Here is a 12,707-nt window from a genome sequence, read left to right on the forward strand (position 1 = left end):
CGGCGGCCTGCGCCAGCGTGGTGCTTCCCAGCAGGCCGAGCGTCCAGACGTGGTGCCCGCCGCCGTCCGGCTGGCGGCCGAAGACCGAGTCGTAGAGGCGATAGACCTGCGCGGATTCGGCCAGGTGATAGAGGCCGCGGGAGTCGCCCACGAGGATGTCGAAGCCGCTGGCCCCGGACAGAGCGTCCTTGCCCCCGCCCCCGGTGATCGTGTCGTCGCCCGGCCCACCGCTGAGCCCGTTCGGCCCGCTGTCGCCGATCAGCGACAGGCCTTCGAACTGACCGCCCTGGATCACCACCCCGTTGATCGCGCTTTGCTGCGCGAACTGCACATTGGTGTCATCGGTGAAGCTGAGCAGCACATTGCCATCGGCCAGCCGGGTCAGTTCGACCTGCGACTGGTGGTCGGCCGTGTTCTCGGTGGCGATGCCGCTGTTCACCAGCGTGCCGTCCAGTTCGAAGATCGCATAGCGCACGTCGGTGAGGTGGATCGGATCGTGGGTCACGAAGGCGATCACCGCCTGCCCCTCGCCGTTGATCTCGATGTCGAACACCTGGTCAAAGGCCTGCGTGACGTTGCCCGGGTTGTCCGGCGCCAGCAGCGTCTCGACGCTCAGCACCCGCGGCGTCCCGGCAACCACGCCCGCCGCGCTGTAGCTGGTCATCACCGGCGCGCCTGCCGCGTTGATGTGCAGCGTGACGAAGCCGCCCGCCGGCAGCAGCGCCACGCGCACCGCCTGGTAGGGGTTGAGATCGGTCGAGATGGTCTGCACCGCGCTTACCGGGCTGCCGTCGGGCGCGAAGATCCGGAAATGCGCGGTCTCGGCAAAGGTGGACGGGTTGTCGCTGAGCCAGGTCAGCACGGTGTTGCCGTTCGCCAGGACGATCGCATCGACCGCGTTCTCCTGCTTGAACCCGTCGTGGAACTCGAAGGCCGGGGCCAGGGCGACGCCGTTCGCGTCAAAGAACTGCGCGGTGCCGTCGTCGTCGAACGCGGCCTCGTCATTGGTGTAGGTCAGCACGAAACCCGCCTGCGTCGTGTGCACCTGCACGTACTCCGCCTCGCCGTCAAAGGCGCGGGTGTCGGCCACGCGGACCGAGCCATCGGCATTGTAGACCTGGAAATGCACCTCCTTGGTGGCGGCGCTCGCCCCTTGCAGCCAGGCGACGGCAAACCCGCCATCCGCCAGCGCGGCCACGCTCAGTTCACGCGCGCCCCCGACGCCGGTCAGGTCGAAAAGGTCGATGTCGCTGACCGTCCTGGCCACCGGATCGAAGACGCGGACCACGCCCTTGAGGTTGCCGTTGTCGTAGACCACCACGACGCGCCCATCGGCCAGCGTGGCCGTCTCGCCGTCCTGCGCCAGTTCGCCCAGCGTGGCCTGGCTCAGCAGCAGCTCAGTGCCGGTGGGGCCCGGGTCGTTCGGGCCGGGCGCGTCGTAGACGACCTGCGGCCCGTTCACGCTCAACCGCGTCACCACGCCCTGCAACGAGACATGGACGTCCCCCGCCCCGCGGCCGCCCTGACCCGCCTGCTGAAAACCGTCGTATTGCGTGCCGACCGGATCGAAGAAGCGGACGTTGATGCTTTCGGTCGGGGCAAAGCCGGTCTCGGTGCCGAAGGATACGGCCACGCCGCCACCGGCCAGCGGCCAGAGGTTCACCCAGTCCTGCGCCCCGGCGGTTTCGCCTATGTTCACCATCTGCTCGGGCACCGACACGGTGCCGTTGGGGTTCAGGATCGTCAGGAAGACCGAGCTTTCAGAGCCGTCGCCATCGGCCGGCCGCGACGCGGACCAGGCCACGGCGATGCGCCCGTCGGTCAGCCGCGTCACCTCGACATCCCAGTGCCCGGTGACGAATTCCAGCCCGTCCGCGACCAGGATCTCGGCCCCCGACAGGCTGCCGTCCAGGTTGTAGAACTGGGCCCGGATCTCGACGTCGCCGTCCTGCGCATTGACGTGGCTGACGCGCAGGATGCGGTTCCCGACCAGCATCAGTTCCACGCCGTTGACGCTTTCGAACGCACCGCCGCGCGGGGTGGTCGACAGGAACAGCCCCTGGGCATCGGACAGGAACAGGTCCTGGTAGATCGCGCTGGCGATCCGGCCATCGGGCAGTACAAGATAGCCGTCATCCTCGACCGCGATGTAGGGCACGGTGGCGTCCCTGGCCGTCGTGTCGATGGTCGAGGTCGCGATCACCTTGCCCGAGCTGTCCAGGTCGAAGACGTGGTCGATGGGATCGAACCCGTCCCGGGCGATGACCCGGATGCCGCCGCCGGGCCGGGACAAGGCGACAAAGCTGTCATAGTCGCTGAATGGCTCGCCCACCGGCGTGCCCGCGCCGAACTCCACCGCGCCGCCGGTGATCTCGGTGCCATCCGCGTTGAACACACGCAGCAGATTCACCTGCTGGGAGGCGGCGTTGAAACCGGTCCCGAAGGACAGGATGCGGCCATCGGACAGGATGACGAGTGGATCCATCAACGAAGGTCCTCAGTGGAATTTCGCATGAAAAGAGGCCATTGGGCGGTAGACTGTCAATCACTGCCGGACACTTCCGGCAAGAACGGGGCTTTCGGTGCCCTTGGCGGCACACTTCCCCATCGCAGATGCGGCCGCCCGGCCGATTTTCGCGGTTGGCCTTGGCTGCGATTCCGGCGCATGAACGGGGCATGTTCCAGGATTTCACCTTGCATGACATCGACTGCGGCGCGGCGACGATCCACGCCGTCACCGGCGGCACCGGCCCCGCGCTGCTGTTGCTGCACGGCTACCCGCAGACCCACGCGATGTGGCACAAGGTGGCCCCGGTCCTGGCGCGGCGGTTTACCGTTGTCGCCGCCGACCTGCGCGGCTACGGCGCCTCGTCGAAACCGGCCAGCACGCCGGACCATGCCAGCTATTCCAAGCGCGCGATGGCGCAGGACATGGCGCGGCTGATGACGGCGCTGGGGCATGAACGGTTCTTCCTCGCCGGGCATGACCGGGGTGGACGCGTCGCGCACCGTCTGGCGCTGGACCATGCCGACCGGGTGCACCGCCTCGCCGTGCTGGACATCGCGCCGACGCGCGAGATGTATGCCGGGACGACCGACGGTTTTGCCCGCGCCTACTGGCACTGGTTCTTCCTGATCCAGCCCGCGCCCTTTCCCGAACGGATGATCGCCGCCGATCCCGATGCCTACTGGCGCAAGAAATGCGGCTCGGGGTCCGCCGGCCTGACCCCCTTTGCGCCCGAGGCGCTGAAGGCCTACCTGACCGCCTTCCGCGACCCCGAGGTGATCCGCGCCAGCTGCGAGGATTACCGCGCCGCCGCCTCGATCGACATCGCCCATGATGACGCCGACGCGGGGCGCAAACTGACCTGCCCCGTCCTGGCCCTCTGGGGCCAAACCGGCGCGATCGAGCGGCATTTCGATTGCCTCGCCCTTTGGCGGCAGCGCGCGACCGACGTGCGCGGCCACGCGCTGCAGGGTGGGCACTACCTGGCCGAGGAATTGCCCGATCTCGTGGCGCAGGAGCTTGCCGCGTTCTTTGCCGAGGACGGTCCCTGACCGGCAATCGCCAACTACCCGCGCTTACAGGATGAAATCCGCGGCGGTCAGACCGGTGACGCCTTCGACCATGATCTCGGCGTCGCGGGTGCCGTCGCCGTCCACGTCCAGCTGCACCACGGTTGATCCAGCCGCCGTCTCGACCAGCCGCAACTCGGCGTTGCCCGAGGGCGCAAAGCCCGACAGCCCGCGGAACTCCAGCACCCCCGGCGCCATGGCGGACAGGTTGACCAGGTCCAGCCCCTGTTCGAAGTCGACGATCCGGTCGCGCGCCGCCCCGATTCCCGTCTCCGCCACCGAGGCAAAGACAAAGACATCGGCCTCCGCCCCGCCCGACAGCACGTCGACCCCGGTGCCGCCCAGCAGCGTGTCGGCCCCTGCCCCGCCCTGCAGAGTGTCGGCGCCCTCGCGCCCGATCAGCACATCGGCGCCGGCGCCGCCGGTCAGGACGTTGTCCAGGTGGTTGCCGCGCAGCACGTCGCCAAAGGCCGATCCGTGCAGGTTCTCGACCGACAGGTAGCTGTCGCCGCGCGCGTCGCCGGTGTTCAGCGCCACGTTGACCAGGTCGGCGATCAGGCCCGCCCCAGCCGAAGCATACAGCGCGGTGTCCGACCCGGCGCCGCCGATCAGCCGGTCCCCGCCCGCGTCGCCGGACAGCGTGTCGTTGCCGTCCTGCCCGATCAGCGTGTCGGCCCCGGCCCCGCCGCGCAGCAGGTTGGCCGCGCTGTCGCCGCGCAGGCTGTCCGCGAGGGCGCTGCCGATCAGCCCCTCGACGCCTAGGTAGCTGTCGCCGCGCGCATCGCCAGTGTTCAGCCCAGGGTTGGCCAAGTCGGCAATCACAGGAACGGCGGCCGTGGCATGGCTGGCAAGGTCCAGCCCCGTGGCCCCGATCAGCCGGTCCGCCCCCTGCCCGCCTTCCAGCGTGTCATCGCCGGCCATGCCGATCAGCGTGTCATCACCAGCCCCCCCAGACAGAAGGTTCGCCCCGGCGTCACCGCGCAGGCTGTCGGCAAAGGCGCTGCCTGACAGGTTCTCGATCCCGACATAGGTGTCACCGCGCGCGTCGCCGGTGTTCAGCGCCGCGTTCGCCAGGTCGGCCACCAGCCCGCCGCCGGCGCTGCCGTAGGCCGCCGTGTCGCGCCCCGTGTTGCCCACCAGCCAGTCCGCCCCGGCGCCGCCAGTCAGGGTGTCGTCGCCGCCCAGTCCGTTCAGGATGTCGTTGCCCTCACCGGCATCCAGCCGGTTGGCCCCGTCATTGCCGAACAGCCGGTCATTGCCCGCACCGCTCGCCAGGTGCTCGATCCCCACCAGCGTGTCCAGCCCCTCGCCGGTGTCCTGCGCGCCAGTGATGCGCAGGTCCACGGTGACGGCATCCGGTCCGGCAAAGGCGGCGGTGTCCTCGCCCGCGCCACCGTCCAGGTGGTCATCCCCGGCACCGCCGCGCAGCTCGTCATCGCCCGCCCCGCCGTTCAGGCTGTCGTTGCCCGCGCCGCTGTCCATCACGTCGTTGCCGCCGCCGATCTGCGTGACGATCTGCGGCAGGGCCCCCGCGCCGCTCGTCGTATTTGGTGTCAGGGCCGCACCGCCCAGCGCGTCCAGCATCAGCCCGGAGGCCGGATCGGCTGTCCACAGCGACACCAGCCCCGGCGCCGACGTTGGATCGGCCAGCGGTCCCAGCCCCATGCCCGCCACCTCGGCATTGCCCATGGCACGGTTCCACACGCGCACCTCGCTGACTTCGCCCTGCAGAACTTGGCCGGTGCTGTAGCCGCCGCCGACTGCGTCCTGCTCCTGCCCGACGATCAGCGATCCCCCTGAGGTCAGACCGCCAAAGGTCGTGAAGGCCGGGGCGCGGTAGCTGTAGACGCTCTCGCCGTCGATATGGAGGGTAAAGCCTGCCCTGTCGCTTGGCTGAACAGGGCCGGACACCGTGGCCACCGAGAGGGTGATGCGGTGCGGCTGGCCGTCGAACAGCGCGTCGATGGGCACGTTGGTCACGACCTGCTGGCCGTTCACCCAGATCTCCATCCCGTTGCCGCCGGGATTGCCGTAGATCAGCAGCTCGTTGTCGGTGCCCGGGACGGCGTAGGACAGGAAGGGGCTGTGCAGGCTGCCCAGCGGCGCGGTGGCGCGGAACATCAGGTCCACGGTAAAGGCGCCGCCCGGCATGTCGGCATAGCTGTCGAGGCGCAGCATCTGGTCCCGCGTGGCGCCATCGTTCAGGCGAAAGGCCGGTGTGTCGATGCCGTCGACCAGCAGGTCGTCGCCCTCGCCGCCGGACAGGATGTCATTCCCGCCCAAGCCGACCAGCAGGTCGTCGCCCGCGCCGCCGGTCAGCCGGTTGGCCCCGTGGTCGCCGGTCAGCCGGTCGTCCAGCAACCCGCCGGTGACGTTCTCGATCCCGCCCAGGGTGTAGCTGTGGGCAACCCCGGTGGCCGTGTCGCGAAAACCGCCGATCCCGTCAACGAGGCTGACGGATGCCTGCCCGAGGGTCTGCGTCGGCTGCCAGCCGGGCGTGCCGTCGGACAGCCCGCCGCCCTGATTGGGGCCAAAGCTGGCGGTGTCGTTGCCCGCCCCGCCCTGCATGTCACCGCCGCCCAGGCCCACAACCAGCAGGTCATTGCCGGCGCCGCCGCGCAGGGAATCCAGCCCTGCCCCGGCAAACAGGATGTCGTTGCCCGCCCCGCCGTCGATCAGGTCATCACCGTCCAAACCGTTCAGCACATTGCCCAGGTGGTTGCCGGTCAGCGTGTCGCCATAACCGCTGCCGCGCAGGTTCTCGACCCCGCTGGTCCGGATCGTGGCGGTGCCGCCCAGCGCGAGGTTCAGCGCCACAGGCCCGTCGAATCCGGCGAAATCCGCGGTGTCGACCCCCGGCCCGCCTACCAGCGTCACCTGCCCCGGACCGCTGAACAGCCGCAGGATATCGTCGCCGCGCCCGCCGACCATCAGGTCCGTGCCGCCCGCCATCAGGCTGCCTTCGGCGTTGCGCAGGTCGTCGTTGCCGTCGCCGCCCAGAATGCTGTCGTCGCTGTCGCTGCCGATCAAGGTGTCGTCGCCCGCCTCACCCGCCAGCAGGTCCGGACCGTTGCCGGAGTGGCCCAGGATCACGTCGTTGCCCGCGCCGCCGCGCAGGATGTTGGCGCGGTCGTTGCCAGCGATGAAGTCGTCCTGCGCGCTGCCGATCACCGCCTCAAAGCTCTGGATCTCCAGGTAGGACTGGCCCAGCAGCAGGTCATAGCTGCCGCCGGGCGCGCCCAGCTGCCGTTGCAGGCTGTCGAACGCGGCGTAGTCGGTGGCGCCCGGCAGGTCGATGGTGCCCGGCGCATGGCCTTCAGCAACGCCGCGATAGCCCAGCTTCAACGGATCGCCGATGTACGCGCCGCTCAGGTCGATGACCCAGCCCAGGTCGCTGCGCGAGAAATCCAGCGTATCGGATTCGGTGCTGCCCGGGGCTTCGCCCCGTTCGCTGCCGTTCAGCAGCAGCCAGCCCGCCTGCGTAATCTCCACCGTATCGTTGCCGCTGCCGGCCTCGATGTTGGTGCGGCCCTCGGCGGGGCGGAACAGGTCATTGCCCGCGCCGCCATCGTAGAAATCGTTGACGGTAAAGCTGTTGAGCGGGTCCGCCGTGTCCCAGAGCGGGCGAAAGTTGCGCGCCCCGCCGATAAAGACATCGTTGCCCGCCCCGCCAAAGTAGACATCCTGATTGGCCGAGCCGACAAAGGTGTCATCCCCCGTCGCGCCAAAGATCCGCATGCCGCCCCGCACCGCGTCGATCCCGGTCAGCGCTCCGGCCGCATCGAATTTGCGGATGTTGCCCGTCGCGCCGTTGACGTAGACATGGCCGGGCAGCGTCGCGGCCAGCTCGGCGGCTGTCAGCCCCGCCGCCGTCAGCGTGGGGAAACCGGCAAAGGCAGCCGCGAAATCGATGCCGCCGTACCACAGGTTGCTGAAATTCCCGCGTTCGTTGACGTAGAGATCGTTGCCGAGGCCCGCCACCATGACCTTGCGCCCGATGGTCGAGGGGTCGGTCGGCTCGTAGTCCACCGCCGTGGCGATCACCGTGTCGTTGCCCGCGCCGCCGATCATCAGGTCCGCGCCCTTGCCGCTGAGCAGCGAGTCGTTGCCGCCGAGACCGCGCAGCACGTCGTCGCCCGCGCGCCCGTCCAGCCGGTTGGCGGCGTCGTCGCCCCAGAGCCAGTCGTCGCTGTCGCTGCCGGTGAGGTTCTCGACGTTGATGTAGAGGTCTTCGGAGACGAAAGGCTGTCGTGCATCCCCCAGCGCCAGCAGCGAGGCAAAATGGGCCACCCCGGATTCGCCGAGATACGAGCCGACATCGACATCGTTGCCACCGTCGATCCGGTCAAAGCCGGCGCCGCCTTCGAGGAAGTCGTTGCCGTTGCCGCCGTAGATCGAGTCGTCGCCGCCGCGCGCGGTGATGTAGTCCATCAGGTCATAGGAGGCGATGCTTTCGGCGCTGTCGGTGCCGAACATGAAGTCCTGAGCCGGGCCGTTCGGGACACTCGGCAACGAGATGCCGTCGCCTTGCGTCTCGCCGTTCGCGGCATCGTAGAAGTAGTCGAAATCGTCGATGGACAGCGTGCGGTCCTCGAAGATGAAATGCTCGACGTTGCGGATCACGTCGGTGCCCAGGTCGGTCGCGCCCGGCGCGCCGTGGGTGTGGCTGACCAGGATGTCGCCAGTGACGGTGTCGCGCTTGAAGCTGAACTCGCTCAGGGTGCCTTGCAGGATCACCCCGTCGATACCCGAGCCGCCGTCGACGATGTCATCGCCCGCGCCGCCGATCAGTAGGTCATTCCCGTCGCCGCCGTTCAGCACGTCGTCGCCCAGCCCGCCGGACAGCAGGTCGTCACCGCCCTGGGCAAAGATCTGCGTGCCCCCGGCGATCACCCCGCTGGGGTCGCGCGCCGCAAAGCCGTCATAGCCGATGGCCAGGTTGGCATCGCCGTCCAGCAGCAGGTTGACCGGGTCGAAGGGGGTGACCAGCTTGCGCACCTCCACCGCCAGACGGTCCACGTCGTCCCGCATCCGTGCCAGCTGGTCGGTTTCCAGCGCGATGTCCAGGCCGGGGGTGCCGACGGTCAGCGCCCCCAGTTGCACATCGAGGCGCGACAGATCGGCGTCGATGCCGGTGAACAGGCTCAGGTCCGGGACCAGCGCGTCGATCACGGTGGCCATGTCGTCGAACAGCGCGGTGATGCCGAGGCTGTCGAGGATCGGGTCCAGCACCGGGTTGACCACCGCCTCGATGACCTTTTCCGCCGCGTCCAGCGCCCATTGCACCGGCTCCAGCGCGTCGTTCAGCACGTCCATCGGCGCCTGGAGGAAATCCACCTTGCCGATCAGGTCGGAAAAATCCTGCGCCGCGCCCACCAGCTGCGCGGCAGAGGTGGGAAAGCTGCCAAAGACGCCGTCAATCCGCGCCTTCAGCGCATTGATGTCGTTCGCAAAACCGGCGATGCCGGCGGTCGCGCTCACCAGGTCTTCGGCGATCAGGTTGGCCTGGTCCAGCGCGTTCTGCAATTCGGGCGGGATCGCATGCGCCCCGGCCACGCCTTCGGCCGCATCGGCGATGCCGCTCTCGATCGCGACCAGCTCGGCCACGGCGATCTCGAGCCCGTCGCGCACCACCTCCAGCCCCTGGATCATCTGGTCGACGCGGTCCTTGAAGTCGCCGAACTTGCTTTCGACGTCGATGCCGTTGGCCACGTCTTCGGCGCGTTCCTCGACCATGTTCAGAACGCGCTGCAACAGCGGCGTGACCGTGGACAGCGGCGGGCCGACCTTGGCGATCAGCTTCATCGCGTTCTGAAGCCCCTGCGCGATGCTTTCGAGCTTTTCGGCGTCCTCGTCGATGTCCTCGAGCACCTCGAAGACGTCCTTGACCAGTTCCAGCGAGTCGATCACCCCGTTGACCGCCCCCAGCGCGGTTTCGGCGGCGGTCCGGGTGTCCTGCACGGTGTCGTTCAGCTGCGAAAGTCCGCTGGGCATGGCAATGTCTCCGTCAAATCAAGGGGCCGGTGATCCGGTGTCACGGGAAATCTAGGGGTTGGAGAATCTGTCCGGGATGGGGTGGATCCCCCATTCGAGGCCGCAGTCGCCCGGTGCCGGCCTCACAGGCCCGCCGCGGGGGCGATCAGCCCTTCGCGCAGCGCATAGGCGATCAGCTGCGCGACCGAATGCACGTCCAGCTTCTGCATCAGGTTGGTGCGGTGGCGGTCCACCGTCTTGGCGCTGATGCCCAGAATCTCGGCGATCTCACGGTTCGACCGGCCGGCGACGACCAGGTTCAGCACCTGCCTTTCGCGGTCCGACAGGGCCGACGCGTCGGGCGCTTCCTCCAGCATCCGGCGAAAGGCCCCGGCGATGTGGCGCCGCCCGCGCAGGATGCCGGGCAAGGCGGTGAACAACTCTTCGTTGTCGTCGCCCTTGGAGAACAGCCCGTCGACACCGCAGGAGACCAGTTCGGCGATCTTGCCCGTGGCGGTGATGCCGCTGAGGATGACGACGCGGGTGTCGGGCGACCAGCGCCGCGCCTCCACCAGCACCTCCAGCCCGCCGGCCAGCGGCATCTGCACGTCCAGCAGAAGCAGCGCGGGGCGGTGCTGGCGCACGGCGGCAATCGCGGCCAGGCCATCCGCCGCCTCGGCCACCACGGCGATGCCCACCGGTTCGATCAGGCCGGGGGTTTCCAGCGCGACACGCAGGCCGGAGCGGACAATCGCGTGATCGTCGGCAATAACGGCTTGGAAACGGGGCTCTGACATTCGTATGCTTTGGCGTCGGCGCAGGAAGGGGGCAATGTGCGGGCACATTTAGCACTTTTTCTGTCGCTTTTGATAGCTGTGTTGGCCGCGCAGGTCCTGCGGGCCGATCCGCCGCCGGTGCTGTTGCTGGATGACGCGGCACCGGCGCAGACGATCGGCACGCAGATGCGCTTTGCCCCCGACAGGGGCGACACGCTGGCCGACCTGGCCGACCGCTATGCCGAGGGCCGCCTGTCGCCCTCCTTTGCCGAGAGCGCCGCGCAATTGGCGCCCTACCAGCCGCTCTGGGGGCTGGTCGAGATCCAGAACGCCGCCCCAGCCGACGGACGTCCGCCCGCCGACTGGCAGCTGGCCTCCGACATCTACGGGCTGGTCGCGCTGGACGTGGTGCTGATCCGGCTGGGTGCGGAAACCGAGCAGCTTCTGGCGCATGACATCCGCGCGCCCTTCGACCCCGGGGACTACGCGGTGACGCGGCTGGTCAGCGAGCCGTTCACGCTGCGCCCGGGCGAACGCGCGCTGCTGGTGGTGCGTATGGTGCATGGCACGGTCGAGGCGCTGGACCTGAGCTTGGAACGCGGCGCGGCGGTGCGCGCGGCGGCCTTTGCCAGCGGGCTGATGCTGGCGGGGTTCTACGCGTTCCTGCTGTCCAGCCTCGTGGTCTTTGCCGTGTTCAGCGCGCTGATGCGGGTCGGGGTCGGCGTGGACTATGCGGGGCTGTTGCTGCTGGGGCTGGTGTTTGTCGCCTACCTGGACGGGTTCCTGTTCCGCTGGCTCTACCCCGCGCGGCCCGGCCTGCACCTGCCCACCGGCATCAGCCTGCTGCTGGGCGCCACGGCGCTGGGGTTCCTGACCGCCGCCCTGTCCCTGACACGCGTTGCCGATGCGCCACGGGCCGCGCGTTGGCTGATTGCGGCGGCGGCGCTGGCGGCGGCCTGCATCGCCGCCGTGTTCATCCTGCCCCCCGAGGTCATGGCCCCCATCGCCTATGTCCTGCTGGCGGCGATGCTGGCGGCGCAGGTGCTGGCGGTGTTCCGCTGGGACAGGTTGGGCGACACCATGCGCCCGCTGCTCCGGCTGGTGGCGCTGGTGGCGCTGGTCGGGCTGGGCGGGGTCGTGGCGCTGGCGCTGGCGCGCGCACCGGCGGGCGGGCTGTCGATCCCCTGGGCGATCAAGGGCACCTACGCGGTGCTGGCGCTGGGGATCATGGGCAGCCTCTCGGCCGGGCTGATCGACCTGCGTCGGTCCCATGCTGCCGCCCTGCGGCGCGAGATGGACGCGGTGCGCAAGGAGGCCCAGACCACGCGCGAGTTGCTGGAGGCCGAGCGCGCCCACGCCCGGATGCGCGACCTGGCCGACCAGCGCCGCCTGCAACTGGCCAGCATGTCGCACGACATCCGCCAGCCCCTGTCCGCCTTGCGGCTGTCGATCGAGGGCATGGCCCGCGATGCCCCGCCAGAGGTGCAGGCGCAGTTGCACGAGGCCTTCGACTACATCCAGACGCTGACCGCGCGCCAGCTGGACGACGCCCGCGACGAGGTGCGCGCCGAGGCGTCCGCCAATGTGGATCGGTCCGAGCCCTACCCGCTGTCGCTGATCCTGCAAACCGTCGGCCAGATGTTCCGCGACGAGGCGCAGGCCAAGGGGCTGGCGCTGCGCATCGTGCCCTGTTCGGCACTGGTCGACGTGCCGCCATTGCACCTGATGCGGATCCTGTCGAACCTGGTGTCGAACGCGGTGAAATACACCGGAAAGGGCAAGGTGCTGGCCGGGGTGCGGCGGCGCGACGGCGCGCTGGTCCTTCAGGTTCTGGACAGCGGCCCGGGGATGACGGAGGCTGAGATCATGCGCTACATGCAGCCATGGCACGCGGGGGACGACAGCGGCGGGCACGGCCTGGGCCTGGCGATCTGCCGGCAGATCGCCGCGCAGGACGGGCTGAGGCTGGACGTCGACTCGCAGCCCGGCAAGGGCACGGTGTTTTCGCTGCACCTGCGCCGGGCAGACTCGCCATGACGCGCAGCTGGATCCTTGCTTTTGGGACGGCCGTCTTTCTGGCCGGCGCCGCCAGCGGCCAGACCGTGGTGCCCGGTGCCGGGACGGTGTCCACGCAGGAGGTCGATGCCTTTGTACGGGCGGATGCCAACCGCGACGGGCACCTCGACTACCCCGAGTTTCGGGTCTTCGTGCGGCGGATGGCGGCTGCGGGGCAGTCCACGGCGATCACGATCCGGGCCTTCGGGGCCTACCGGATCGCCTTTCGCCGGGTGGACGCGAACCGCGACGGGCTGGCCTCTCCGGGTGAGTTGCGGCGCGCCGACGACGGGTTCCGCGCCGGCGGCTGACCCCTGCGCGGCATGG

Annotated in this window: 5 protein-coding genes and 1 pseudogene; 3 read left to right on the forward strand and 3 right to left on the reverse strand. The window is 69.2% G+C overall.

Features of this window, described 5'->3' with window-relative positions:
- A pseudogene (locus MAA8898_RS26620) lies at nt 1-2,485 on the reverse strand (hypothetical protein); the annotation flags it as partial.
- A 191-nt stretch (nt 2,486-2,676) separates the two neighbouring features.
- Between MAA8898_RS26620 and MAA8898_RS24745 the strand changes: the two are divergent.
- A complete protein-coding gene (locus MAA8898_RS24745) occupies nt 2,677-3,558 on the forward strand; it encodes an alpha/beta fold hydrolase (protein ID WP_094023696.1) in 882 nt (293 codons plus the stop codon).
- A gap of 24 nt (nt 3,559-3,582) precedes the next feature.
- On the opposite strand, the gene MAA8898_RS24750 is transcribed toward MAA8898_RS24745, so the two are convergent.
- Together MAA8898_RS24750 and MAA8898_RS24755 are read right to left on the reverse strand one after the other, a co-directional pair.
- Nucleotides 3,583-9,570 carry a M10 family metallopeptidase C-terminal domain-containing protein gene (locus tag MAA8898_RS24750; protein WP_094023697.1) on the reverse strand — a complete coding sequence of 1,996 codons (5,988 nt, stop codon included), beginning with the start codon at nt 9,568-9,570 and terminating at the stop codon, nt 3,583-3,585.
- A 122-nt stretch (nt 9,571-9,692) separates the two neighbouring features.
- Nucleotides 9,693-10,346 (reverse strand): LuxR C-terminal-related transcriptional regulator, encoded by a 654-nt coding sequence (locus tag MAA8898_RS24755; RefSeq protein ID WP_094023698.1) that lies wholly within the window; start codon nt 10,344-10,346, stop codon nt 9,693-9,695.
- 81 nt (nt 10,347-10,427) lie between these two features.
- Here MAA8898_RS24755 and MAA8898_RS26500 point away from each other — a divergent pair, with 81 nt between their 5' ends.
- Both MAA8898_RS26500 and MAA8898_RS24765 read left to right on the forward strand, forming a co-directional pair.
- Nucleotides 10,428-12,362: a sensor histidine kinase gene (locus MAA8898_RS26500; RefSeq protein WP_176445318.1), complete on the forward strand. Its 1,935-nt coding sequence runs from the start codon at nt 10,428-10,430 to the stop codon at nt 12,360-12,362.
- Nucleotides 12,359-12,691 (forward strand): EF-hand domain-containing protein, encoded by a 333-nt coding sequence (locus MAA8898_RS24765; protein WP_094023700.1) that lies wholly within the window; start codon nt 12,359-12,361, stop codon nt 12,689-12,691. Before MAA8898_RS26500 ends, MAA8898_RS24765 begins: the two co-directional genes overlap by 4 nt.
- Nucleotides 12,692-12,707: the final 16 nt, after the last annotated feature.

The sequence above is a fragment of the Antarctobacter aquimaris genome (assembly GCF_900184945.1).
GTDB lineage: Bacteria > Pseudomonadota > Alphaproteobacteria > Rhodobacterales > Rhodobacteraceae > Maliponia > Maliponia aquimaris.